The following is a 24,860-nucleotide window of genomic DNA, read 5'->3' on the forward strand; positions in this document are numbered from 1 at the left end:
CGTTGCCGGCGTCACCGTGCGCGGCGTGTTGGCGTCGGCCCTGCTTGCCCTTAAAACGGTGCGTTCACCCCGAAGGTCAGGGACTGGCTGCGTCCGCTGCTCATGTTGATGTTGGTGTTGAAGTCCAGCGACAAGGCCACGCCGTTGCGCAAGACCAGTTTGGCGCCCAGGCCGGTGGTCCAGTTGCCGAAGTCCTGCGCGTTGCTGCGCACGACGTACACCGGGCCGCCCGGGCCCAGGTCGGCATAAGCCAGGCGGGCCTCGTCCGTGCCTTCAAAGCGGTGGTTGAACTCGACGCGCACACGCGGCATCAGCAGGCCCAGGGCGATGGCGTAGCGCCCTTCTGCGCGCAAGCCCAGGATGCCATTGGTGGTGCGCACGGTCTGCTTGAAGTAGGTCAGTGCCTTGAGGTTTGGCGCCGTCTCGGTGTAGGCATCCAGCTTGGTCGAACTCCTCTCGATCCGGCCGTAAGGCGACCACAACCAGGACGCGCCACGGTATTCCACCCCGCTGGCCAGCGAGCCAAAAATCTGGTCGCCCTGGCGCGTGCCGGTGGCAAAACCACCGCCGTCGGTGATGTAACGCGTGGTGTCGAAGTCCAGCTTGCCGTAGCCCAGAATGCCATCAATAAAAACATCTTTGGCTGGCCGCAAGCTGCCGTACACCACCGCCACCGTGCTGCCAGCCGAGCTCTTGGAGCCGTCGTTGCCAATGGTGGTGCTGCCGCGGCTGACGCCCGCCCCCATGCCGATGGTGGCCCGATCACCGAGGCGGTAGTCCACACCCAGACTCAGGCCGCTGGTCGAGAACTTGTAGTCCGCCTGCTGGCCTTTCGCGTCCTGCCGGCCATAGTCCAGCGCCCCGCCCACCCACCACGAGAAAGCCTGCTGGGCCTGGTCCCGTGACTCGGGCAAATGGGGCAGGCCGCTGCCCGCCGCCGCAGGGTCCGCAGCCGCCACGGCGATACCGCCGCCATAGTCCTGGGCAGACGCATCGGTACCACGCCGCTGCGACCAGCCGACCTTGCGCAGGTTGGCCTGCGAGGATGCGCCTACATACCTGTCGGCTTCGCCGTTATTCCGCGGCGCCTCTTCCGCGGCGGTCCGTCCCGTTGACGAAGCGAGGCTGAGGCCAAAATCAGACCGTGCCCAGCCAGTGCCGTGCAGGCTTTCCAGACGGCGCGAGAAGTTCGATAGTTGCGCGGTCGCAAAACGTTTGGCGCTGTCGGTCTGTGCGGTCAGCAAGCCGGTCACTTCCGCATTGGTGGCCATGTCAGGTCGCGGCGCAACCGTGATGGTGACCTGGCCAGGCGCGGACGTGGCATGGGCATTGCGCAGCGTGTAGCTGACCACGGCCGATCCGGCAAAGGCGCCGGCCGCCGTGAAACTCATCTGAAAGGACGGGCTGCCCGCCGCGCCGACATCGCTAATCAGCGCCGTGCCGGCCGCCGCCGGAGTCACCGCCACGATGCTGGCGGCGTTGAAGGGACCGCCCGTGGCGCCGGCCATCAGGTCGATGGTCACGGCAACGCCAGCACGGACCGTGGCGCTATGCGCCCCGGCCAGGGGTACCGGGTTGATGCTGATGGTGACGGTGGCCGGCGCAGAGGTCCCGCCGGGTCCGGTCGCCGTGTAACGCAGCGTGTCGGTGCCAGCGTAGTTGTTGGCCGGCGTGTAGACCACGCTCAGACCGTTCACGACGGCGCTGCCGTGCGCAGGCGGCGTGCTGATGGCAATGCTGGTGATGGGGCCGCTGTCATTGGCCGTGACGGGAATGCTGACCGCCTGGTTGGTGGGTGTGGAGGTGTTGTCGTCCACGACCACCACAGGCGCCGCGCCCACGGTCACCGAGACGGTGGCAGGCGCCGAGGTGCCTGCCGCATTGGTCGCGGTGTAGGTGAAGGAGTCAGCGCCTGAATAACCTGCCGTTGGCCTGTAGGTGATGCTGGTGCCGCTGGCCGTGGCCGTTCCGTGTGCGGCGGCCGTTGCCACCGCCACCGAGGTCGCCACGCCGCCGCTCAGGTTCAGCGTGATCGGGTTGGCAGCGCTGCCATACGCCACCGTGGCGCTGACGGCGCCGGCCACCGGCGTGCCCGACGCAACGGTGACGGTGTAGAAGACCGTCTTCATGAAAGGAAAGCCTGTGCCGGTGCTGCTGTCGGTCGCGGTGACGGAGAAGTTGTACGCCCCCGCCAGCGTGGGTGTGCCGGACAAGGTGCCGCTCGACACCCCCAGGCTCAGGCCCGTGGGCAGGCTGCCGCTGGTGATGGCATAGCTATACGGGGCCGTGCCGCCAGTAGCCGTGATGGTCTGGTTGTAGGCCGTGCCCCCAGTCATCGCCGGCAGGGTAGTCGGCGTAACGGTGATGGTGGGCGCAGCCACCGTCAACGTGTAGGCCTGCACACCGCTGTACGGGCCGCCACCCGACGAACTGTCGGTGGCGCGCACGGTGAAGTTGAAGCTGCCAGCGGCCGTCGGCGTACCCGACAACAAACCGCCACCAGACAAGCTCAGTCCGGCAGGCAATGCGCCGACGCTGACCACATAGGTGTACGGTCCCAAGCCGTTGGCGGCAGAGATGTTCTGGCTGTAGGCCGTACCAACTGCTGCTACGGGCACACTGCTTGGCGTCATCGTGATGCTCGGCGTGCCAACCGTGATCGTCACGGTGGCCGGTGCCGAGGTACCGATGCCATTGGTGGCCGTGTAGGTGAAGCTGTCGGGACCGCCATAACCGGCCGTCGGCGTGTAGGTGATGCTGGTGCCGCTGGCCGTCGCCGTGCCATGTGCGGCGCCGGACCCCACCGCCACCGACGTCGCCGCGCCGCCGCTCAGGTTCAAAGTAATCGGGTTGGCGCTGCTGCCGAAAGCCACCGTGGCACTGACATTGCCGGCAACCGGCGCGCCGGCCGCCACGGTGACGGAATAGGCGCGCGAACCCGTGTACGGGCCGCTACCGGTGCTGCTGTCGGTCGCGGTGACGGTGAAGTTGAACGGCCCCGCCGCCGTGGGCGTACCCGACAGCGTGCCGTTCGACGCCAGGCTCAGGCCCGTGGGCAGGCTGCCGCCGGTGATGGCATAGCTATAGGTGGCCGTGCCGCCGGTAGCCGTGATGGCCTGGCTGTAGGCAACCCCGGCCGTCATCGACGGCATGGTGCTCGGCGCCACACTGATCGTCGGCGCAGCCACCGTCATCGAATAGGCCCGCGCACCGCTGTACGGGCCGCCACCCGACGAACTGTCAGTGGCTCTCAAGGTGAAGTAGAAGGTGCCAGCGGCCGTCGGTATGCCCGACAGCACACCGCCACCAGACAAGCTCAGTCCGGCAGGCAATGCGCCGTTGCTGACCACATACGTGTACGGTCCCGTGCCGTTAGCGGCAGAGAGGCTCTGGCTGTAGGCCGCACCGATGGATGCTACGGGCAGGGTGCTTGGCGCCACCGTAATGAACGGCGTCCCGACCGTGATCGTCACGGTGGCCGGCGTCGAGGTGCCGAAGCCATTGGTGGCCGTGTAGGTAAAGCTGTCGGGACCACCGTAACCTGGCGTTGGCGTGTAGGTGATGCTGGTGCCGCTGGCCGTGGCCGTGCCGTGTGCGGCGGCCGTTGCCACCGCCACCGACGTTGCCGCACCACCGCTCAGGTTCAAGGTGATCGCGTTGGCGTTGCTGCCGTAGAGCACGTTGACGCTGACGGCGCCGGCCACCGGCGTACCCGACGCAACCGTGACCGAATAGGCGCGCGAACCCGTGAAAGGAGCGCTTGTGCCGGTACTGCTGTCGGTCGCGGAGACCGTGAAGTTGTACGGTCCCGCCAGCGTGGGTGTGCCGGACAAGATACCGGTCGATGCCAGGCTCAGGCCCGTGGGCAGGCTGCCGCTGGTGATGGCATAACTATACGTGGCCGTGCCGCCAGACGCCGTGATGGCCTGGTTGTAGGCCGTGCCCTCAGTCATCGCCGGCAGGACAGGCGGCGCGATGGTGATCGTCGGCGCAGCCACCGTCAGCGAGTAGGCCCGCGTGCCACTGATGGCAAGCGCGTCCGTGGCCTTGACGGTGAAATTGAACGTCCCCGCCGCCGCTGGCGTGCCCGCCAGAGTACCTGCGCTGGGCAGGGTCATGCCCGGAGGCAGCGAGCCAGCAATCAGCGTGTACGTATATGGTGCCGTCCCGCCAGTCGTGCTCAGGGTCGTCGGCGAATATGCCTGGCCGACAGTTGCCGCGGGTACCGAGCTGGGAGATAGCGACAGGCCAATCGTGACGTTGTAGACGATGGGCTGGGCCACGTCGTCCTTGACTGTGAAGGTGTCAGAGGGCGCGCCGTCCCCGTTATTGATGTAGCGCACGGCGTTGGTAACATTCGAGTCTTCCAAGCTGCCATGCGCGGGCTGGACCAGGGTGCCGGTCAGGCCAAACTGCGAGCATAAACTGTTGGAATAGTCTTCGTAATACGTTCCGCCAGGGTTCACTGTGATGGACCTGGGCGAGGGACAATTGCTGGCCGCATGGGCCAGTCCCGCGCCACCCAGCAACATCACCGCCGCACAAAAAGAAAAAGCCAGCCAGCGGCCCAGACCTGTGGCGCTGCCGCGCCATGACGCAAGCCGCCCGAGTTGCCCGAGTAAGGCCAACACCGCCCAGAGCGGCCCCACGCCCCGCTGCCCTGAAGAAACACCCGAACCCGCGCGAACAGACAGCTCTTGCAACATAACGTCTCCCTATCTTTTATATTTTTGGCATCCAGGCCCACGCGAGCAACGGCGCTACAGCTTGATGCGGTCTACTCAAAAAAGCATGTCGCAGGCAAGCCATGCGATGCCTTGCGCCTTCCCGCCAACAAAGAAAACAATACATTTTGTATCAGTATGAAAAATGACTACTAAATAAGTAACGGAAGTGAATGCCGATCTGGTGGCTCATTGGCAAGAAAATCGCGCGTCGCTTGCACCGAAGGGGGCCCGACTTGAGGGAACCCGTGCGTATCGCTTTCACAGCCGCAGGAACAAGCGCCAAAGCAGGACAGCGGACGCCCTTACCCGGACGTTTCAACGGGCCTCAGCGATGAGACCTCGCCTTGAAATGCTATGTTTTTAATAGCTTTCCCCGCTTTACACACAAGGGCTATAGCTACTTTTTACAAAAATTGATCTGCATGCGTCGCAGCCACTGCGCCGGATCTGCGACCTCCTGCGGGCAGACCGGGTGCGCCATGGCGGACGCATGCCATTCCACCGGATAAGCCATGGGCACCGCGCTGGCCGCTGCCTTGCGAAAACCCCGCCACCACGATGTGTTGGGCCGGAATGCCACGCGCCTTTTCGTGGGCGATCATGGCCACTATGGCCACTATGGCCGCCTGAGACTGACGCAGCCCGACTTCATCCTGACCATGCATCCGTCCACCAAGATGGAAACAGCGCGCTCTTCCCCTGCCTGATCCGGGCTTGATCGCCCAGACCCAGCCCATAGACTCCATGGGAAGAAAAGCCAATGGGTAGCGCCCAGCCCCATGAACAGCGATCAAGCACCGTGCACGACCAAGACATTTATTCCCTGACACCCCTGGGTGAACGCCAGCTGCGCGGGGCCATGACCACGGTTTTCCCCGAGGAAGTTGAATTGCTGGTCCGGGTGGATGGCGTCCTGACCGTGGGCCAGATCAAGGCCGGCATGAAGCCTGTTGCGCCGGCCAACTTCGACGCCACCTTCTTGCGGCTGATCACGACGGGCCTGCTGCACCTCCGGCTGGATGACCCCTTTGCCGATCAGTTCCTGATCATGCCCTCGAAGAAAGCGCTGAGCTGGGCCGCCGCAGAAGCCGATGCCGGCAGCGCCTCGCTGCAAAAAGCCGGCTACTTTGTGTGTATTGCGCACCAGCGACCGCTGCGCGCACTGGCGCAGCGTCAAGCGCTCTCCGCCCTCATCGTGGAAGATGAGCCCCACCTGGCCAAGTTCCTGCAGCATTACCTGACGTTTGAGGGCTTCCATGTGCGTATCGCCGGCACACGGGCCGAAGTCGTGGCCGAACTGCGCAAGCTTCCTGTCCCCGACCTGGTCCTGCTGGACGTGATGCTGCCCGATGTTGACGGCTTTGACATTCTGCTCAGAATGCGCCAGCACCCGGCGTTCAAGGGCGTGCCGGTGATCATGCTGACCGGCAAGGCCACGCGCGAAGCGGTCATCAAAGGCCTGGCCGGGGGCGCCAACGGCTACGTCACCAAACCCTTCGAGGCTGACGCCTTGCTGGAAGCCGTGCGCAGCGTGACCGGCCTGCCCGGTGAACCGCCGGCCTGCCCGCCCAGTCGCAGGTTGTGGTCCACACCCCATCCATCCCAATCCAATCCAAGCAGCGCCTGGCACTCGCCATGAGCCGGTCCAGACTTGTGCGGCTGCAATACATAGCGGCCCAGCGCGCTCAGGCTCACCCTGCCCACCCCGTCCTACCGCACGCTGATGGCACAGCCATGAAACTCACCTTTCTGACCAAGATCAACCTGGCCCTGGGCGCAGGACTGGCCATCCTGCTGCTGATCGGCGTGGGTGCTTACACGACCATCAATGCCTTGCTGGACGACGCCCGCAGCGAGAGCGACTTGCACGACACCGTGCTCTTGCTGGAGCGGGTGGTGTCCCAGCTGAAAAACACCGAGGCCTGGCAGCGCGGCGACCTGCTCACGGTCAATACAAGCGATTTGAAGGTCTACCAGCGGGCCCACTTCGCCGTCAAACCCGCGCTGACCGAAGCGCGCGCAGCCGCCGCCAGCGTCAGCACACCCTGGCTTCGCCCCTTGCCGGAAATTCCCATGGCCCATCCCCTGGAAGCCATGGCGCAAGCCCTGAGGACCCGGCCAAAATTCGGGCTGCAGACCGCGTCCATGCGGGTTGACAGTGACTCGAATCGCCAGCTTCTTGAAAAACTCGACAACCTGGTCGAGCGTATCAAGACCAGTGAATCCCTCGCCTTGCAGCGCTCGCGCGAAAAAAACCAGCGTAGCGCACAAACCATCAAACTGCTGCTCCTGGCCGGCGGCCTGCTCTCGCTGGGGCTGCTGGTCTGGGCGATCGTCGTGATCAACCGCTACGAAGCCAAGCGCCGGCGGGTCGAAGCCCAGTTGTCCGACAGCGTGGCCATGAGCCGCGCCGTGACCGAAAGCATGGCCGAGGGGGTGATCACGGCCACCGCGGATGGTCGCATCGCGAACGTCAATGCCGCCGGCCTGAAGCTGTTTGGTTATCGGCTGCCAGAGCTGCTGGGGCGTCCGGTGACACAACTGATACCGGCTCGCCACCACCCTGTGTTTGAGGTTTTTTTCAACTCCCTGCTCTCACGGCCCGAGGGCTTCAAGGTGTCCGGCCGCGAAACACGGGGCGTGAGCAAGAACGGCGACGAGATGGCGCTGCAACTGTCATTCGGCAATGTCACGGTGGACGGCCAGCGATTGTTCACGGCCATCGTGCATGACATGACGCAAACCAAACGCATCAGTGATGCACTGCACGCCAGCGAATCCCAGCTGCGGCAGATGAGCGACACCGTGCCGGCCTTGCTGGCCTACGTGGACGCGGAGCAGCGCCTGCAGTTTCACAACAAGGCCTACGAGGAAAGCTTTGACCGGACCCACGCTCAGATCCATGGCAAACACCTGCGCGACGTCCTGGGGGACGACTTTTATCACCAGGTGCGGGACAAGATTGAAGAGGCGCTCTCGGGTCGATCGGTTCGCTACGAAGGGGCCAGGATCAACGCCCAGGGCGAACTGCGGGACTACGACATCACCTACCTCCCGCGCTATGGTGAAGGCGAGCAGCAAGGCTTGGTGATGGGTTATTACGCACTCGGCAACGACATCACCGAGTTCAAGCGGATTGACCGCATGAAGAGCGAGTTTGTCTCGACCGTGAGTCACGAGTTGCGCACACCGCTGACCTCGATACGCGGCTCGCTGGGCCTGATCTCAGGCGGTGTCGCCGGCGTGTTGCCCGACAAGGCCCAAAAACTGGTGGACATTGCCAAAGACAACTGCGAACGCCTGATCCGCCTGATCAACACCTTCCTCGACAGCGAAAAAATCGAGTCCGGAAAAATGCACTTCGAGCTGCAGGTGATGGCCCTCCAACCCCTGCTGGAGCAGGCACTGGCGGCCAACGAAGGTTTTGCCGCACAGCACCAGGTCACGCTCGCGCTGGATGCCCCTGACAGCAGCCTGCATGCCCATATCGACAGTGACTGCCTGATGCAGGTCATCACCAACCTGTTGTCCAATGCCGTGAAGTTTTCACCGCCGCAGACACCGGTTCAGCTCAGGCTGCTGCGCGTCGGTGAACGGGTGCGGGTCGAGGTGATCGACCAGGGCTCCGGCATCCCCGAGGCATTTCGCAAGCGCATCTTCCAGAGGTTCTCGCAGGCTGACTCCTCGGATGCCCGGCAAAACGATGGCACCGGCCTGGGTTTGAGCATTTCACGCGCCATCGTGGAACGCATGGGCGGGCGCATGGGTTTCAGCTCAGAACCCGGCCAGGGAACCCTCTTCTTTTTTGAACTGCCCGAGTGGCAAGCCGTCACCGGCACGGACACGCCCCCAGGCACACTCGGCTACACGGTGCCCAGGCCACGCATCCTGGTGTGCGAAAACGATCACGAAGTCGCGGGCCTGCTCGACACCCTGCTCGACAAGGGCGGCTTTGACGTGGACAGGGTGCACAGTGCGGCGCAGGCGCTGGAGTTGTTGACCATCCAGGCCTACGCCGCGATGACGCTGAGCCCGCGACTGCCAGACCAGGCCGGCAGCGCGCTGATACGCGCGCTGCGCGGCGAAAAACACACACACCATTTGCCCATCGTGCTGGTCTCGGCCATGGCCAGGCAGGGGCAGCTGCACGTCAGCCAGCAACCGCTCATGGTGTCGGGCTGGCTGGAAAAACCGATGGATGAAAACCGGCTGATCCTCGGCCTGCGGCGCGCGATTGCAGGCATCACCGGGAACAAGCCACGCCTGCTGCATGTGGCCGGTGAGCAGGACATGCAACGCATCACGACCACCGTGTCGCGGGATCCGAGCCGCTTTGCATCGGCCGCCACCCTGGAAGACGCCCGAACCCATCTGCGCACCGGCCAAGTCGCCGCGGTGCTGCTTGACCTTGATCTGGGCCTGGGGGAGATAAGCGGCGCAGACCTGTTGGCTGACGGTGAAACGCTGACGCCTTCCCCGTCCGTGCTGATTTTTTCAGCCAGCGATGTGAGCGCCGTCAAGCAGGAACACACCGTCACCCTCCTACTGAAAGCGACAACGTCCGATGGTGACATGCAGGTCACGCTGGCGCGAGTTCCTGCCCGCGCCACGCCACTTCAACAACCAAGCTAGTCTCACCATGCCGGCCCCCCTTCAGCGCATCCTTTACGTCGAGGACGAGCCCCACATCCGCACGATTGCCCAGATGGCGCTTGAAGCCGTGGGCGGATTGACCGTTGTGGCCTGCGCCTCGGGTCGTGAAGCGCTGGCAACAGCCCCCAACGCCGACGCCGACCTGCTTTTGCTCGATGTGATGATGCCCGGCATGGACGGCCTCAACACGCTGCAGGCCTTGCGCCAGTTACCGGCCACCGCCCACACGCCGGTGATTTTCATGACGGCCAAGGTGCAGGCGGCCGAAGTGGCCCAGTACCAGGCCCTGGGCGCGCTGGACGTGATCGCCAAGCCCTTTGACCCGATGGAGCTCTCGGCGCAGATCAGGCGGATTTTCGATCGCCCGCGCTAGGAGCCTGTTGCGTCCTGTCATGCCCCATGGCGCACGCCAGCGGCCAGGCCGGGCTGGCCCTTAATCACCGCGCAGCCCCAGCCTTTTCGCCAGCCTGACCAGGTTGGCGCGGTGCAGCCCCAACTCACGCGCCGCCGAGGCCCAGTTGCCCTGATGCCGTGCCAGGCTGGCCTCGATGCGCTGGCGCTGGTGCGCCTCCATCGAGGTCCGCAGGTCCACTGAAAACGCTGCCGGCGGCGTGTAGTCGCTGGTATCAAGCGCCTCTGCCCTGATGGCTGGCGCGGACAAATCAAGATGTGCCGCCGTCAGGCTCACGATGCGCGGCCGTTTGGCCAGGCCGGCCAGCGCTTTCAGCGCGCTGCGGCCCATCAGGTGTTCGAGTTCGCGCACATTGCCGGGCCAGTCGTGGGCCAGCAGGGCCGACTGCGCGCTCGCCTCCAGCCGCAAGCTGCCCAGACCGAGGCGCGAACGATTTTGCTCGAGGAAATTGCCGGCCAGCAAGAGCACATCATGGCCGCGCTCGCGCAGCGGCGGCACCACCAACGGGTAGACGCTGAGCCGGTGGTAAAAATCGGCGCGCAGCCGCCCGGCACGCACCTCGTCGGCCAGGTCGCGGTTGGTGGCGGCAATCACCCGCACATCGACCTGGTGCTCGCGGTCCGAACCCAGGCGCTGCAACTGCCCGTTTTGCAGCACACGCAAGAGCTTGGCCTGCACCGTCAGCGACAACTCGCCGACCTCATCGAGGAACAAGGTGCCGCCGTCGGCCAGCTCAAACTTGCCGCGCCTGTCCACCACCGCCCCGGAAAACGCGCCGCGCACATGGCCAAACAACTCGCTTTCCACCAGCGTCTCGGGCAGCGCCGCGCAATTGATGCTGATCAGCGGCCGCGACGCACGCGGTGATGCGGCGTGTAACGCCTGCGCCACCAGCTCCTTGCCGACGCCGGTTTCGCCGGTGATCAGCACCGTCAGTTCGCTGTTGCCGACGATGGCGATTTCCTCCAGCAGCCGCCGGTGCGCCGCGCTCTGGCCGATCAGCGTGGGCACGCCATTTTCCGCGGCCAGCGCGCGGTAGCTGTCGGCGCGCTGGCGCTCGTCTTCCACACGCAGTGCCAGCCGCTCCAGGCGCTGCACCACGCTGACGGTGGCGGCGGCCAGGCTGGCAAAAGCCTGCAGGTCGCCCAGGTCCACGCGTGAAAAGCGCTCGGTGTTGAGCGCATCCAGGGTCAGCACGCCCCAGGGCTTTTCAGCCACCAGCACCGCGCAACCCATGCAGTCATGCACCGGCAGATGGCCGTGTATGCCCTCCACCAGGCCGTCATAAGGGTCGGGCAAGGGGCTGTCGGGCGCAAAACGCGTCGGGCCGCCGGCCTGCAGCAGTTGCGCAAAACGCGGATGTTCGTCCAGCTTGAAGCGCCGCCCCAGGGTGTCGGGGCTCAGGCCATTCACCGCCACCGGCAGCAGGCAGTCGCCGTCCAGCCGCAGCAGCGCCGCCGCATCGCAGGGCAACAAGGCGCGCACGGCTTCGAGCAGGCGGCGGTAACGCTCGCCATCGGGCAGTTCGCGGGACAGGTCATCGACCAGCGGCACCAGGGCTTGCAACATCGGTTTTGTATTCATATTGACTCTTCATTAAATCATTATGACTTCATTCAAAGAGTATCTTTTTGACTCACAGCTGCTGCAAGTCCTTGATTCATATGGGCGCAAGGCATGGCACGACTCTTGAGTAAAGAGTACGGGCCACAAGCCCCGGCAATGAGTCCTGCTTCGCGTGGTGCGAAGCGACACTGCCCTTACTGGAGAACCCATGCTGACCGCCAACCAACGCGCCATTGTCAAATCCACCGTGCCCCTGCTGGAAAGCGGCGGCGAGGCGCTGACCACGCATTTCTACAAGATCCTGCTGACCGAGCACCCGGAGGTGCGGCCCTTTTTCAACCAGGCGCACCAGGCCAATGGTGACCAACCCCGCGCCTTGGCCAACGGCGTGTTGATGTATGCCCGCCACATCGACCGGCTGGAGGCCTTGGGCGGCCTGGTCGCGCAAATCATCAACAAACATGTGTCGCTGCAGATAGCACCGGCGCATTACCCCATCGTGGGCGGCTGCCTGCTGCGTGCCATACGCGAAGTGCTGGGCGCCGAGATTGCCAGCGACGAGGTGCTGGCCGCCTGGGGCGCAGCCTACGGCCAGCTGGCCGACATCCTGATAGGTGCCGAGGAAAAAATCTACGCCGACACCGCCGCCGCGCCCGGCGGCTGGCGCGGCGCACGCGCCTTTCGTGTGGCGCGCAAGGTCGCCGAAAGCAGCGAAATCACCTCCTTCTACCTGGCCCCGCAAGACGGCGGCGCGCTGGTGAATTTTCAGCCCGGCCAGTACCTGGGCCTGCGCCTGGTGGTGAAGGGCGAGGAAATCCGCCGCAACTATTCGCTGTCGGCCGCGCCCAATGGCCGCGACTTGCGCATCAGCGTCAAGCGAGAAGCCGGCGGCCTGGCCTCCAACCATTTGCACGACAGCGTGCACGAAGGCGATCTGCTCGACGTGTTTCCACCGGCCGGCGAGTTTGTGCTGGCCGAGGGCAGCAAACCGGTGGTGCTGATCAGCGGCGGTGTCGGTATCACACCCACGCTGGCGATGCTGGACGTGGCCCTGCAAGGCCAGCGGCCTGTGCATTTCATCCACTTCGCGCGCAACCGCAAGGTCCATGCTTTTCGTGAGGCCCTCGTGACACGCCAGGCCAAACATGCGCAGTTGCAGCACTTTTACGTCTACGACGAACATAGCGGTGAAGCCGATGTGCCACACGCCACCGGCCGCGTCAGCAGCGCGCAGCTGGCCGAGTGGTTGCCGCCCTCGCGTGATGTGGACGCTTATTTCCTCGGGCCCAAACCGTTTATGCGTCTGGTGAAAAAACAGTTGCGCGAGTTGGGTGTGCCGGAGGCGCAAACCCGCTACGAGTTTTTCGGCCCGGCCAGCGCGCTGGAGTAAGGCTCGTTCATGCGCAAGCAGCTACTGTTTTAATAGCTGCTTGCGCTTATTTCATATGGGCTATGGGCCGTTTTCATCTAAATCCTCCGAAGCGGCGAGCAGCCTACCCCGGCTGACGCGATATCCAGGACCGCGCCGCAGAAGTCGCGGCCGGTGACAGCGCGATGTCGTCGTTGCTGCGGCGCAAGGGCTCGCGCAGCACCGAACGTTCGCTGATGTCCAGCGCCCGCATCACGGCCGCTGTGCGTGTCTCCACCCCCAGCTTCACGTACATGTGTTCCAGGTGTTTTTGCACGGTGCGCGGGCTGATGGACAAGAGCGCCGCGATTTCGGTGTCGGTCTTGCCGCAGGCCAGCCAGTGCATGACCTCACCCTCGCGCAAGGTCAGCGCCGGCGGGTTGAGCTCGTTCAGCCAGGTCGGCGGCGACGCGCTGTCGTGGGACACCACAGCGGCGCCATGACAGGCGTGGCTGTACAAAAAAGCCAGGTGCGGCCGCAACAACTCCAGCCGCTCGCGATCCCTTTCGTTGAAGTCCAGCCCGCGCCGGTTCAGCACCACACTGACCAGGGTGCGGGGGTTGCGTTGCAACGGCACGGCGATGGCGTATTCCAGCCCGATGCGCTGGTAATAGTCGCCGTACAGGGCGCTGCGCTGAAAGTCGTGCCGGCTCACCAGGTCGGACAGGCGCCGCGTCTGCTCGCCCCCGTCCATGCCATGGTGTAGCACCAGCGGGTGTTCGAAAAAATGCCGGTCAAAACAGGCGATCTCGTCGGCGCCCAGGCGCACGCCGGGCAGGCCCACCACCTGGCGGTGGCCGGTAAACAGGTCGCAGACCGAAAGGGTGGTGAGTTCGGAGGCGACGTAGCCGTTCAATCCCAGCACCGCCGCGCGCGCAAAACTGGCAACGTCCTCCGCCTGCGCTTCGATACGCGCCAGCACCTGCAAGGCACTTGCGTAATCGTGGCGGGTGAGGTGATTCATGGCGCTGCTCCACAAGAATCAGACATACGCATTGCTGCGTATTGGCGCCTGGCGACGGCGGCCCCAGTATGTCGTTGCAGGCGATTTTGTCCGGTTCAGTATAGGAGCCGCTCCCCAGCGGTGCAAGCCAGCGCAGTGGAAGAAAGGTAAGGAGAAAACCATGGCTATTAACGAGGAAAAACTCAACGCTTTCATGGGCCAGTTTGTGAATGATTTTGGTGCCGTGATGCATGCCGCCACCATCGTGGTGGGCGACCAGTTGGGCCTGTACAAGGCGCTGGCCACGGGGCCGGCCACGGCCGAAGAACTGGCGCGCCGGACCCAGACCGATCCGCGTTATTTACGCGAATGGTTGTCAGCGCAGGCTGCAAGTGCTTACGTCAGTTACGCGCCCGAGAGCCAGACTTTTTCGCTCAGCGAGGAGCAGTCCTTTGCGCTGGCGCAGGAAGGCAGCCCGGCCTTTATTCCCGGCGCCTTCCAGATCGCCGTGGCGCAGTTCAAGGCGATTCCGAAAATGCTGCAGGCCATGCGTACCGGCCTGGGGGTGGGCTGGCACGAACATGACGCCGCGCTGTTCCACGGCACCGAACGTTTCTTCCGCCCGGGCTACGCCGCCAACCTGGTCAGCGCGTGGATTCCGGCGCTGGAAGGGGTGAGTGCCGCGCTGAACCGCGGCGCCCGCGTGGCCGATGTGGGTTGCGGCCACGGCGCCTCGACCATCCTGATGGCGCAGGCTTTTCCGGCCTCGAGTTTCACGGGTTTTGACTACCACGAGCCCTCCGTCCTGCATGCGCGCGACGCGGCGCAAAAAGCCGGCCTGGACGGCCGCCTGCGTTTCGAGGTGGCGAGCGCCAAGGATTACCCGGGCAGCAACTACGACCTGGTCGCGGTGTTTGATTGCCTGCACGACATGGGGGACCCGGTCGGCGCCTCGAAACATGTGAAGAACAGCCTCAAGTCCGACGGCGTCTGGATGATCGTCGAACCTTTTGCCAACGACAAACTCGAAGACAACCTGAACCCGGTCGGCCGGGTGTTTTTTTCAGCCTCCACGTTTATCTGCACGCCCGCTTCACGCGCGCAGGAGGTGGGGCTGTGTCTGGGCGCCCAGGCCGGCGAGGCCCGCCTGCGCGAGGTGGTCACACAAGGCGGCTTCCGGCATTTCCGGCGCGCCACCCAGACGCCGTTCAACCTGGTTTTTGAAGCCCGTCCCTGAAAGGAGTCCCCATGTCACGCCAATACATTGATTGCCGCGAATACCCCAGCACCATGAACTGCAGCGTGGCGCTGTCGGCCGACAACGACAAGGAATTGCTGGAAGCCGCCGTGCAACATGCGGTTGCCATCCACGGTCACACCGACTCGCCGGATCTGCGCAAGCAGCTGGCGTCGATGTTCAAGCCGGGCACGCCACCGCTGCAACAGGCCCAGGCCAAAGCCGCCTGAAGTCCTGATTCGCTATCCATTTGATAGCTACTTACGCCCATTCTTTATGGGCGGGAGGCCTTTTTTTCTTAAGAAATCAACTCAGCTCGCTTCGTTTTTGTAAGGAAAAAATGCCTGTAGCCCAGATGGTACCTGCGCAGATACCGGACACCCGCCACCTACCGTTTGCGTGCGTCTTACCAGGCCATCTTCAAGCCGGCCACCAATATGAAGGCGTTCTGCCCCGAACCCCGGTATTCGTAGGCCGCATCCGCATAGCCGCTCAGCGTGCGGCTGATCTGCCCGCTCGCCGTGGCGCCCAGGGTCAGCGCGCTGCGTTTGATCGGTGTGCCCGTGCTTGTGAAGCTGGCCGCCTGGCCTGCAAGACGCGCCGAGATGGGTGCGTTGTTGTCACCGATCAGGTGCGACGCAACGGCCCGAAGTTCCAGCTTGCCCGTACTGGCTGCATCGCCCGTGTTGCTCAGTGGCCGCACAAACTTCATGCCCGCCGATGCGATGGTGTTCTGCGTGCGGCGCCCAGCCACCGTCAGGTTGGCGCCTGCAGCGCCGGTTTCCGTAAAGCCGTCTTCGCTCAGGCGTGTGTGGCGCAGCCCTGCCAGCGGTTTGAGTTGCCAGTTGCCAACGTTCATCGTGTACTCAAGCTCGGCGCCTGCGCCCCACTCCGTGCCGTGGTGGGATGAACTGGCGATGGCGCTTGCATTGCCGATGGCCACCGTGCGGCTCGTGTCAAAGCTGTGATTCGCGTAACTGCCGTCGAGTTTCAACTGCCACGCACCCGACGCATAACGGGCATACAGCCCGGCCTGCGGTGAATCAATCTTGCCGTTGGCAGGGGCGATGCCGCGGGTGTTGGCATCCCAGTCGGTGCGGCTGTAAGACAGCGCGGCCCCGGCCAGCCAGTCGGTATTGATGGCCCGGTCCAGGCCCAGCACAAAGCCATTGGCCCGGTAGTTGGAGTCAACACCATTGCCGTCACTGGCGCTGCGCCCGCCGCCGCCCATGGCCTGGGCCCACAGGCCGCCCTCGCTGCGTGCGGGCAGCAGGCCGGCTCCAGCACCGCCTGAGCCAGCATCACTTGCCGTGGTCGCCGGCAGCGCTGCATATTGCGTGGCGCTGAATCCGGCCGCGCTGCTGCTGCCCTGCGTCGCCAAACCGCTGCGTGTCCCCAGTGCCGATGAGAAGTTGCGCCCCACGGAAGCGGCGATCTGGCCGGCTGCGGTGTGCTGGTTGCCCGACAGGGCATCAAACGCTTGACGCGCTTGTGCGGCCGAAAGATTGTCGATCTGCTGGATCAGCTTTGCCGCTTGTGCATTGCCCGGTGCCAAGGCAAAGAGATTCAGGTAATTGGCCACATTGATCTGGTTGGGCGTCACGGCCACGCTGCTGTAGCCCTGGGTTGTGCTGGATGTCAGCGTCAAGCTCACCGCATTGGCCAGGTAGCGCAGTGTGGGGGTGAGAAAGGCCAGGTTGCTGCTCACGCCTGCAAACGTGCCGGTTTGTGTGCCGGTGTTGGTGAGCAGGGTGTAGCTGGTGTCGCGCGCATAAGTGCCTGCGCCGGCCTGCACGTCCACCGTGCCGCCAAGGGCGAGGTTGCCGTTGACGTTCACCCGGTCGGCGTTGCCGGCCGCATCGGTCTCGACGCGGTAAATAGAACCGGCTGCAAAGCCCAGGTTGCCGTTGACCGTCAGGGTGCCTATGGAGTTGCCGGGGGCCAGCACGCCGCCCGAGGCGATGCTGGTGTTGCCCACAGTGCCGCTGCCGCCCAGGATGCCGCCGCTGTTGACGGTGACGGCAGAGCCGCTGATGGCGCCGTTGACGAACAAGGTCCCGGCGTTGATGGTGGTGGCGCCTGTGTAATTGCTGGTGCCGCTCAGGATCAGGCTGCCTGTGCCGATCTTGCTCAGGGCGCCTGTGCCCGTCATGGTGCCGGCATAGGTGCCTGAAGTGGCCTGGTCAAAACTGATGGCGGCGTTGTTGGTGATGTTGCCTTGCAGGCTGGTGGTGTTGCCCTGCAAGGTGCCGCCGCTCACCGTGGTGCCGCCTGTGTAGTTGTTGGTGCCGCTCAGGATTTGTGTCCCCGTTCCCGTTTTGGTCAGCCCGCCACTGCCGCTGATGGCGCCTGCGTAGCTGGTGGCCGTGTTGTCGCCTCCGGTGGTGAGCGTGGCCGAGCCCAAGGCGACGTTGCCGCCCGCAGTGCCGCCACCAGACAGGGAGCCGATGGTCTGGCTGAAGTTATTCAGATCCAGCGTTGCGCCGGCGGTGTTGGCCAGCACCACGGTGCTGGCGCCGGACAGCGTGTTGGCTGCACCGGCCTGCAGGGTGCCGCTGTTGAGGCTGGTGCCACCTGTGTAGACGTTGGCACCGCTCAGGACCAATGCGCCGGCGCCAGTCTTGTTCAGCCTGCCGTTGCCGCTCAGGATGCCGGCATAGGTGCCCAACGTGGCCTGGTTGAAAGTGATGCTGGCGTTGTTGGTGATGTCGCCCTGCAGGCTGGCGGTGTTGCCCTGCAAGGTGCCGGCGCTCACCGTGGTGCCGCCTGTGTAGTTGCTGGTGCCGCTCAGGATCAGGTCGCCTGTGCCGATCTTGCTCAGGGCGCCCGTGCCTGTCATGGTGCCGGCAAAGGTGCTGCTCTGATTGCCGCCGCCAAGGCTCAGCGTGTTGCCGGCCCCGAGCAGCGCGGTACCGCTGCCAGTCAGGCTACTCAAGCCCGCCGATGCGCCGAGGTTGAGTTGCGTGCCGGTGCCCAGGTTCATCGTGGCGTTGTTGCCGAGCGCCGTGGTGCTGGTGGTACTCAGGCTGCCGCCCTGCACATCGAAGTTGCCGCTGAAGGTGTTGTTGCCGCCCAGGCTGAGATCAGCCGCGCCGTTTTTCGTCAGCGTTGCAGCGCCTGCCAGTACGCCGCTCAAGCTCAGGTTGTTGGTGCCGGCAACTGCCAGCGCCGCGTTGACTTGGAGGTTGTTGGCCAACACCAGCGCCGCACTGTTGTCCAGCGTCGATGCGCCGGTGACGGTTAACGCGCTGCTGCCGAGGGCCCCCGCGACGCCGAGCGTCAGGGTGCCGGCGTTCAAGCTCGTGCCGCCGCTGTAGGTGTTGACGCCGTTGAGGGTCAGGTTGGCGCTGCCGTTTTTGCTCAGGATACCGGCGCCGCTGATAACACCGCCCAGGATCAGGTCATTGCTGCCGGCCACCGCCAGGCTGGCGTTGAGTGTCACGTTGTTGCCCAGGCTCAGGACCGTGCTGTTGTCCAGGGTCGAAGCACCGCCGACGGTCACGTTACCCAGCCCGAGTGCGAGGCCATTGCCGACGGTCAAGGTCCCGGCATTCAAGGTGAAGCCACCGAGGAAGCCGTTGCTGCCGTTGAGGGTCAGGTTGGCTGCGCCATTTTTCGTCAGGCTGCCTATGCCATTGACTGCGCCGTTGAGGGTCAGGTCGCTTGTGCCGCCAATGCCGAGGTTACCGGCCAGGTTGATGACATTGCCGACGCTCACCGCTGACGCCGCATCCAGCGTGGTGCCGCCGGAGGCATTCAGTCCGCCGGCACCCAGCGCCGAGTTGGACGCCAGAATCAAGCCGCCGGCAGTCAGACTGACTGCGCCCATGAAGTTGTTGTTACCGCCCAGGGTCAGGCTGGCCGCGCCGTTTTTGATCAGGCCGCCGGCGCCGCCGATCGCGCCGTTGAGGACCAAGGCATTGGAGCCGCCGACGGTCAGGTTACCCGCCAGGCTCATCGCGTTGCTCAAGGTGACGGCAACGTTGCTGTCGAGTGTGGCGCCGGTGGATGCCGTGACCAGACCGGTCCCCAGCGCCGTGTTGCTGCCCACCACCAGCGTACCGCCCTGGAGGTCGGTGCCGCCGGTGTAGCTGTTGGCGCCGGTGAGGACCAGGGTGCCGTTGTCGAGTTTGGCCAGCTTGCCGCCGCCATCGATACCGACGCCGATGACGGCGGTGACACCCGGATCGACGCGGATCATCGTGGTGGCGCCTATTGCGGTCAATTGCCCGGAGCCGCTGGCCACGAGGTTGTAGCCATCGGTGAGGAATTGCAGCCCGGTGAACAGTTGCGGGGTCTGCACGGTGACGGTGCCCGCCGTGCCCTGGAACACGCCGAAATCATTGGCCCAGGTTTGTTTGACCGTGCCATCGGCCGACGTCCAGTTGCTGGTGCTGCCCCACCAGCTGCCGGTGCCGCCATCGACCACGCCGTTGGCGACGCTCTGGCTGCCGTCCCAGTACCTGATGCTCTGCGCCTGGACCTTGCCCGCACCGGCGACGCCTACCAGCAAGGCCACCACCGCCACGCAGGCCGCAGAGCTTGCCGCCCCGCCGCTCCGGCCGGAGCTGGCGGTTTCAGAAACCGCCTGGTACACGCCGAGCGCGCGGTTGAAGATGGTGCGATGGATGTGGTTCATGAAAACTCCCTGGGATTTTTTGCAGACTGGGCCGAATGCAAAACGCGCGCGATTGCTTCAGCGTCAAGGGATAAATTTTGCAATCAAAATACCTGCAACTCCAGCTGCAGAGGACGAATAGCCCAGCCCAGGGACGAATAGACCACGGGCGTTGTTTTGAGGTTGAAATTTGCCCTCTTGAACTGCAGTTCATGCCCGACCAGGCTGCGGGCAATCGCGCTGAATCGCGCTGCCAGTTGTTAAAAAGTAGCAAAAATGAAACCCGACAAAGCCTTTGTACATGGCCGCCCCGACCTCCTGACGACCTGACCGACTATGCCCATGATCCTCACAGCCCCCCAAGCCGCATCGTTTCGTACTTGGGAAAACACCCACTCCGGGGCGGCGCATCAGCCCGCGCATTGGCCGCATCTCGTGGCCTGCGAGCTGCTCGGCCAGCCGCTGGCTTTGGCCCTGCCTGCCGTGCTGAAGCGCCTGGGCCATCTGGGGGCGGCCGACCGGGTGTATGTGATCGAGTACGACGGCGCGTTGCGCCTGTTTCGCAATACCCATGAGTGGACGCGGCGCGGCGTGACCTCCCATGTGCAAGCCCTGCAGAACACGCCCGTGGACATGCTGGGCAGGCTGCACCGCGAGGCGCTGGCGGGCCATGCCGTGGCGGTGCTTGACACCGGGCGCATGCCGAAGGACGCCAGGGCGCTGCAGGCGGAGTTCCAACGGCAGGGCAACAAAAGCGTGCTGTGCCTGCCCCTGGTGTTTGAGGGGCGGCTGTGCGGGCTGTTCGGTTTTGACGCCACGCGCCAGCACACGCAGTGGAGCGACGAGGTCGTGGCGGCCATGTTTGGCTGCGCTGAACTGCTGGCCATGGCCCTGCATGGCGGTGCTGCGCGAAGAGCCCATAGGGCGAATAGCGGCAGTCGTGCCGGTGGCGACGCCAGGTCGCCAGCGGAGCCAGCCAACTTTGCGGCGCTGGTCTACCTGCGCCACGGAAGCGGTCTGCGCGGTATTCCTCTGGCTTCCATCGTGGCGCTGCGCGCGCAGCGCAACCACAGCGAGGTTTTTCTTGAGGACGGCGGGACGCACAGTGATGCTCGCTCACTCAAGGAATGGGAAGCCTTGCTGCCCGCCGACCCGTTCATGCGCGTGCATCGCGGCGCCATCGTCCGTACCGATGCCGTCCGCGAACTGGTGCGCCGGCCCAGTGGCCGCTGGCATGTGACTTTGCCCATCAACGCCGGGGTGTGGAATGTCTCCCGTGAGGCGCTGGCCGGTTTGCGCAGCCGAATCAGCGCCGCCCCTGGAACGGGCATGGGCACCCCCCTTTGAAGGCCGCAGCAGGGCGTATTTCTGCTGGGCAGAACGAGCACTTGCCCCGATGCAGCCGCCTTCAAATGAGTCACCTCACCCTCGGTTGCCAGCGCTGTCGCGCCATCGCGGGTAACCGCGCGTATGCGTGGGGCGGCTGACCTGCGCAGCCAACAGTGAAAAATCGCGCCAAGCCGCGCACCCGTACGGCAACCCGGAAGTCGTGCAATCGCTACACTTTTAATAGCTGCTTGCGCAGGATTGACGCCGGCTAGCAGTGTTTTTTATGCCTAAAATCCAGTTGGAACGGCATTTTCAGGCGCCCGGAAGTCGAATCGACAGTAATTTTTGGAAAAACAGGCCTCTGGCCCCCGTTTTTTCTACGTAACAAGCTATTATTTCTATAGCATTCGCCGCAGCAAGATCTGCCCGCGTTTACTCACTCCGGTTCCGCATCCAATCCGCCGTTTGAAAAAACGAGGTGTTCAACCGCGCACGCAAAGCCTCGTCAACACCGGTCTCCACCATGGCCTGGTCCATGCAGGCCAGCCATTCGTCGCGTTCCCGGATCCCAATCGAGCCCGTGGCGCCGCCCCCGCCGCCCTGCTGCGGCATGTGCCGCATGCGCAGGCGTGGATGGCCGAAACGGTCGGTGTAGTGCTGCGGCCCGCCCAGCCAGCCGCATAAAAACCAGAACAGGCGCTCGCGCGCATTCTCCAACGTGCTGCCATGCACGGCGCGCAGCGCGACGTAGCCGGGCTCCAGGTCCATCAGGTCATAAAAACGCTCCACCAGCGCCTTGACGCGTTCTTCGCCGCCTATCCATTCAAAAGGGGTGGCAAACGGCGGGGTGCCGGGTGGTTTTTCTTCGATTTGCATAAGAGTCGTTATTCAAAAAGGCTTGCAGGGTTTCAATTATCGGGATCAGGGCCGGGTGCAGCGTCATATGTATTGCAGGTGTAACAAGCTCCATGTCGCTGAACTGCGGGGAGGAACTTCGGCTCTAACGGCCATGACTCAATATCTGAAAGGCGCGGCGAAACGCCTTACCTTTTCGCTGGTGGCGCTGTCTGCCTTGAGCGGATGCGCGGTTTATGGACCCGCCCCCGGCGTGCCCTATGCCTATGGCACGGACGCCAATGGCCAGATCGTTTATGCGGTGCCGCCCGTTTATGCAGCCCCGTACTACGACCCCTACTTCTCCCCGGCCTACATCGGGCCACCGGTCTTTTTCAACTTCGGCTTTTGGGGTGGCGGCCGTGGTGGTCGGGGCGGTGGCCGTGGCGGCCATGGCGGTGGTGGTCATGGCGGCGGCGGTCACCGTTAGTTGGGCGGCGGCAGGTCTCACATCGCGCGTAGGGCTCACTGCGCCTTGCGCAAGGTTTCGACCACGGGTGTGTTCAGCACAGACCGCAAGCCCCACCAGCCGGCAGCCAGCGCCAGCAAGGCACCGGCCAGGCTGCCAAACAGCGGCACCGTCCACGATCCGGTCCAGCTGAAGTCAAACACATAACGCGCCAGCGCCCAGCCCACCAACAAGGCCACCAGGGACGCCAGAAAACCGGCCAGCAAACCCACACCGGCCAGCTCGGCGCGCTGCACCTGGCGCAGCAAGGAGGCGCGTGCGCCGACGGCACGCATGATGGCGAACTCCAGCGCGCGTTCTTCACGCGTGGCGGTGATGGCCGCAAACAAGACCACCAGCCCGGCGGCCAGGGTGAAGCCGAACAAAAACTCGACCGCGCGTATCACCTGGTCCAGCACACGTTGCACCTGGGCAATGGTGCTGCTCATGTCGACGTTGGTGATGTTGGGAAAAGCCTTGACCAGTTCGTTGTCAAAGCTGCGCGGCTTGGGCTGGCCCTCCAGCGCCGCCACCCGTTCGGGCGCACGGAAGGCACTGATGTAGGAGACCGGCACGTCGGTCAGATGGTCCACCGGGTACATCACAAAAAAGTTGACGCGCATAGAGCCCCAGTCGACCTTGCGCAGGCTGGTGATTTTGGCCTCACTGAGCTGGCCACCTATGTCAAAACGCAGGCTGTCACCCAGCTTGAGGCCCAGGGTTTTGGCCAGGCCGTCTTCCACACTGATGGCGCCTTTTTCCTCGGCCGTCCAGCGCCCGCCCACCACCTGGTTGTGCGAAGGCATGTCGGCACTGGTGGAGAGGTTGAACTCGCGGTCCACCATGCGTTTGGCGCGGTCGTCCTCGAAGTTGTCGGGTGTCACGACCTGGCCGTTGACCGCCACCAGGCGGCCGCGGATCATGGGGTACCAGTCGAACTTTTTCACGCCGCCATCCCGCAAGGCCTGCTTAAAAGCCTCACCCTGCTCCGGCTGCACATTGATCACAAAACGATTCGGCGCATCGGGCGGCGTGGCATTGCGCCAGCTGCTGATCAAATCGGTGCGCAGCAACACCAGCAGCATCAGCGCGAGCAAACCAACGGCCAGGGCGCTGACCTGCACCACCGCATACGTCGGACGGGCCGACAACTGACGTGTGGCCAGCACCAGCCAGCGCGGCGCCGTGGCTTCGTTGACGCTGGCGCGCAGCAGTTTCACCGCCACGTAGCTGGCCGCCGCAAACACCCCCACCGCGGCGGCAAAACCACCAACCGCCACCAGGCCCAGCTTGAGGTCGCTGCTGGCGGCCAGCAGCAAGGCGGCAAAGCCGGCCACACCGAGCAGCAAGACCGCCAGCGAGGCCGGCCGCAGGTTGCCGACATCGCGGCGTATCACGCGCAGCGGCGGCACCTGCGCCAGTTGCAGCACAGGCGGCAGGCCAAAAGCCAGCAGCAGGGTCAGGCCCATGCCCATGCCAAACGCCACCGGCCAGAAGGTGGCGGCAGGCAACACGGTTTCGACCAGGCCGGCCAGCAACAATACAAAACCGTAATGCACGCCGTAACCAATCAGCACACCCAGGGCGCTGGCGAACAGGCCGGCCAGCACAAACTCAAAGGTGTAGGCCAGCGCAATGGTGCGCTGCGGCTGGCCCAACACACGCAACATGGCGCAGTCGTCCAGGTGTTTGGCGGCAAAGCCGCGCGCCACAATCGCCACGGCGACGGCGCTGAGCAAGGCCGCCAGCAAGGCCACGAGGTTGAGGAATTTTTCGGCGCGGTCCAGGGTCTGGCGCATCTCGGGGCTGCCGCTTTCCAGCGACTCCAGGCGCACGCCGCGCAACTCGGCTTTTTTGATCTCCTGCGTGGCCCACTGCACGTAACTCTTCACCGCCGCATCGCTGCCGGCCACGGCCAGACGGTAGTTGGTGCGGCTGGCCGGCTGGATCAGGTGGGTGGCGGCCAGGTCGGCGGTATTGACCATGACCCGCGGCGAAAAGTTGATAAACCCGGCACCACGGTCCGGCTCCTGGACAATCACACGGGTCAGCTTGAAACGGGCGTCACCCATCAGCAAGGTCTGGCCCACGCGCAAGCCCAGCGCATCAAACAGCGAGGCGTCGGCCCAGGCGGTGCCGGATTCTGGAATATCACGCGTGGGGCTGCCGACACCCTCGGGGCTGTCGGCCACCGTCATCTCACCGCGCAACGGGTAACCGGCGGGCACGGCCTTGAAAGCCACGAGTTTGCTGCTGCCGCCGTCTTCTTCAGGCGCGCGGCCCATGGTCGGAAAAGTCACGGTGCTGATCGCCTGCAGGCCCAGGCTGCGCGCCTTGGCGATAAAGGCTTCGGGTGTCTGGCCGTCGCTGCGGATGACGGCGTCACCGCCCAGCAGTTGGCGTGCGTCACGCTGCAAGCCGCCTTTGAGGCGGTCGGCAAAAAAGCCCACGGCCGTCAGCGCCGCCACGGCCAGGGTCACGGCCACGATCAGCAGGCGCAACTCGCCGGCACGCAGGTCACGCAGCAGGGTCCGCCAGCCTAGCTTCAGGAAAAGTGGGTTCATGCTTGGACGATAACGTAAAGTCCACGACCTTGGAGCCTGTCGGGCTTGGGGCGCCGAAAGC

15 protein-coding genes are annotated in these 24,860 nt (G+C 64.5%); 9 read left to right on the forward strand and 6 right to left on the reverse strand.

Translation table 11 applies throughout. From position 1 onward, the window contains the following. Nucleotides 1-50: 50 nt before the first annotated feature. Nucleotides 51-4,706, reverse strand: coding sequence for a putative Ig domain-containing protein (locus R6254_RS07140; RefSeq protein ID WP_318405547.1), 4,656 nt, complete (start codon nucleotides 4,704-4,706; stop codon nucleotides 51-53). A 533-nt stretch (nucleotides 4,707-5,239) separates the two neighbouring features. Between R6254_RS07140 and R6254_RS21955 the strand changes: the two genes are divergently transcribed. From R6254_RS21955 to R6254_RS07160, 4 genes are all read left to right on the forward strand, one after another. After that, complete coding sequence (locus tag R6254_RS21955) at nucleotides 5,240-5,434, forward strand: hypothetical protein (RefSeq protein WP_412103126.1); 195 nt, start codon at nucleotides 5,240-5,242, stop codon at nucleotides 5,432-5,434. 92 nt (nucleotides 5,435-5,526) lie between these two features. After that, entirely contained in the window at nucleotides 5,527-6,366 is an 840-nt protein-coding gene (locus tag R6254_RS07150) for a response regulator transcription factor (RefSeq protein WP_318405549.1), read from the forward strand. A gap of 95 nt (nucleotides 6,367-6,461) precedes the next feature. Next, the gene (locus R6254_RS07155) at nucleotides 6,462-9,359 is read left to right on the forward strand and encodes an ATP-binding protein (RefSeq protein WP_318405551.1); all 2,898 of its coding nucleotides are present in this window, start codon (nucleotides 6,462-6,464) and stop codon (nucleotides 9,357-9,359) included. Between the two features lie 7 nt (nucleotides 9,360-9,366). After that, nucleotides 9,367-9,753, forward strand: a complete 387-nt coding sequence (locus R6254_RS07160; RefSeq protein ID WP_318405552.1) for a response regulator — start codon at nucleotides 9,367-9,369, stop codon at nucleotides 9,751-9,753. A 60-nt stretch (nucleotides 9,754-9,813) separates the two neighbouring features. Here R6254_RS07160 and norR read toward each other — a convergent pair whose 3' ends face one another. After that, complete coding sequence (gene norR, locus R6254_RS07165) at nucleotides 9,814-11,376, reverse strand: nitric oxide reductase transcriptional regulator NorR (protein ID WP_318405554.1); 1,563 nt, start codon at nucleotides 11,374-11,376, stop codon at nucleotides 9,814-9,816. A gap of 190 nt (nucleotides 11,377-11,566) precedes the next feature. Here norR and hmpA point away from each other — a divergent pair, with 190 nt between their 5' ends. Continuing rightward, nucleotides 11,567-12,748, forward strand: coding sequence for an NO-inducible flavohemoprotein (hmpA, locus tag R6254_RS07170; protein WP_318405556.1), 1,182 nt, complete (start codon nucleotides 11,567-11,569; stop codon nucleotides 12,746-12,748). 103 nt (nucleotides 12,749-12,851) lie between these two features. Here the strand turns inward: hmpA and R6254_RS07175 are convergent, their stop codons facing one another. Beyond that, complete coding sequence (locus R6254_RS07175; protein ID WP_318405557.1) at nucleotides 12,852-13,730, reverse strand: helix-turn-helix transcriptional regulator; 879 nt, start codon at nucleotides 13,728-13,730, stop codon at nucleotides 12,852-12,854. Between the two features lie 160 nt (nucleotides 13,731-13,890). Here R6254_RS07175 and R6254_RS07180 point away from each other — a divergent pair, with 160 nt between their 5' ends. After that, nucleotides 13,891-14,946 carry a class I SAM-dependent methyltransferase gene (locus R6254_RS07180; protein WP_318405558.1) on the forward strand — a complete coding sequence of 352 codons (1,056 nt, stop codon included), beginning with the start codon at nucleotides 13,891-13,893 and terminating at the stop codon, nucleotides 14,944-14,946. A gap of 11 nt (nucleotides 14,947-14,957) precedes the next feature. Further along, on the forward strand, nucleotides 14,958-15,176 hold the full coding sequence (locus R6254_RS07185; RefSeq protein WP_318405560.1) for a DUF1059 domain-containing protein: 219 nt from the start codon (nucleotides 14,958-14,960) through the stop codon (nucleotides 15,174-15,176). Between the two features lie 176 nt (nucleotides 15,177-15,352). On the opposite strand, the gene R6254_RS07190 is transcribed toward R6254_RS07185, so the two are convergent. Beyond that, on the reverse strand, nucleotides 15,353-19,585 hold the full coding sequence (locus R6254_RS07190; protein WP_318405562.1) for an autotransporter domain-containing protein: 4,233 nt from the start codon (nucleotides 19,583-19,585) through the stop codon (nucleotides 15,353-15,355). A 321-nt stretch (nucleotides 19,586-19,906) separates the two neighbouring features. Between R6254_RS07190 and R6254_RS07195 the strand changes: the two genes are divergently transcribed. Next, entirely contained in the window at nucleotides 19,907-20,911 is a 1,005-nt protein-coding gene (locus R6254_RS07195; protein WP_318405564.1) for a LytTR family transcriptional regulator DNA-binding domain-containing protein, read from the forward strand. Nucleotides 20,912-21,325: 414 nt separating this feature from the next. On the opposite strand, the gene R6254_RS07200 is transcribed toward R6254_RS07195, so the two are convergent. After that, the gene (locus tag R6254_RS07200) at nucleotides 21,326-21,769 is read right to left on the reverse strand and encodes a group II truncated hemoglobin (protein ID WP_318405566.1); all 444 of its coding nucleotides are present in this window, start codon (nucleotides 21,767-21,769) and stop codon (nucleotides 21,326-21,328) included. A gap of 133 nt (nucleotides 21,770-21,902) precedes the next feature. Here R6254_RS07200 and R6254_RS07205 point away from each other — a divergent pair, with 133 nt between their 5' ends. Continuing rightward, a complete protein-coding gene (locus R6254_RS07205; protein ID WP_318405567.1) occupies nucleotides 21,903-22,217 on the forward strand; it encodes a hypothetical protein in 315 nt (104 codons plus the stop codon). A gap of 35 nt (nucleotides 22,218-22,252) precedes the next feature. On the opposite strand, the gene R6254_RS07210 is transcribed toward R6254_RS07205, so the two are convergent. Beyond that, nucleotides 22,253-24,799, reverse strand: coding sequence for an ABC transporter permease (locus R6254_RS07210; RefSeq protein WP_318405568.1), 2,547 nt, complete (start codon nucleotides 24,797-24,799; stop codon nucleotides 22,253-22,255). Nucleotides 24,800-24,860: the final 61 nt, after the last annotated feature.

The sequence above is a fragment of the Polaromonas potterensis genome, from assembly GCF_033446725.1.
In the GTDB taxonomy this organism is placed as follows: Bacteria; Pseudomonadota; Gammaproteobacteria; order Burkholderiales; family Burkholderiaceae_C; genus Polaromonas.

Excerpts from the sequence above, each read along its gene's own strand:
- R6254_RS07140 (WP_318405547.1), bottom strand. The coding sequence starts at position 4,706 with ATGTTGCAAGAGCTGTCTGTTCGCGCGGGTTCGGGTGTTTCTTCAGGG.
- R6254_RS07200 (WP_318405566.1), bottom strand. The coding sequence starts at position 21,769 with ATGCAAATCGAAGAAAAACCACCCGGCACCCCGCCGTTTGCCACCCCT.
- R6254_RS07160 (WP_318405552.1), top strand. The coding sequence starts at position 9,367 with ATGCCGGCCCCCCTTCAGCGCATCCTTTACGTCGAGGACGAGCCCCAC.
- hmpA (WP_318405556.1), top strand. The coding sequence starts at position 11,567 with ATGCTGACCGCCAACCAACGCGCCATTGTCAAATCCACCGTGCCCCTG.
- R6254_RS07180 (WP_318405558.1), top strand. The coding sequence starts at position 13,891 with ATGGCTATTAACGAGGAAAAACTCAACGCTTTCATGGGCCAGTTTGTG.
- R6254_RS07195 (WP_318405564.1), top strand. The coding sequence starts at position 19,907 with ATGATCCTCACAGCCCCCCAAGCCGCATCGTTTCGTACTTGGGAAAAC.
- R6254_RS07175 (WP_318405557.1), bottom strand. The coding sequence starts at position 13,730 with ATGAATCACCTCACCCGCCACGATTACGCAAGTGCCTTGCAGGTGCTG.
- norR (WP_318405554.1), bottom strand. The coding sequence starts at position 11,376 with ATGAATACAAAACCGATGTTGCAAGCCCTGGTGCCGCTGGTCGATGAC.
- R6254_RS07155 (WP_318405551.1), top strand. The coding sequence starts at position 6,462 with ATGAAACTCACCTTTCTGACCAAGATCAACCTGGCCCTGGGCGCAGGA.
- R6254_RS07190 (WP_318405562.1), bottom strand. The coding sequence starts at position 19,585 with ATGAACCACATCCATCGCACCATCTTCAACCGCGCGCTCGGCGTGTAC.
- R6254_RS07185 (WP_318405560.1), top strand. The coding sequence starts at position 14,958 with ATGTCACGCCAATACATTGATTGCCGCGAATACCCCAGCACCATGAAC.
- R6254_RS07205 (WP_318405567.1), top strand. The coding sequence starts at position 21,903 with ATGACTCAATATCTGAAAGGCGCGGCGAAACGCCTTACCTTTTCGCTG.
- R6254_RS21955 (WP_412103126.1), top strand. The coding sequence starts at position 5,240 with ATGGGCACCGCGCTGGCCGCTGCCTTGCGAAAACCCCGCCACCACGAT.
- R6254_RS07210 (WP_318405568.1), bottom strand. The coding sequence starts at position 24,799 with ATGAACCCACTTTTCCTGAAGCTAGGCTGGCGGACCCTGCTGCGTGAC.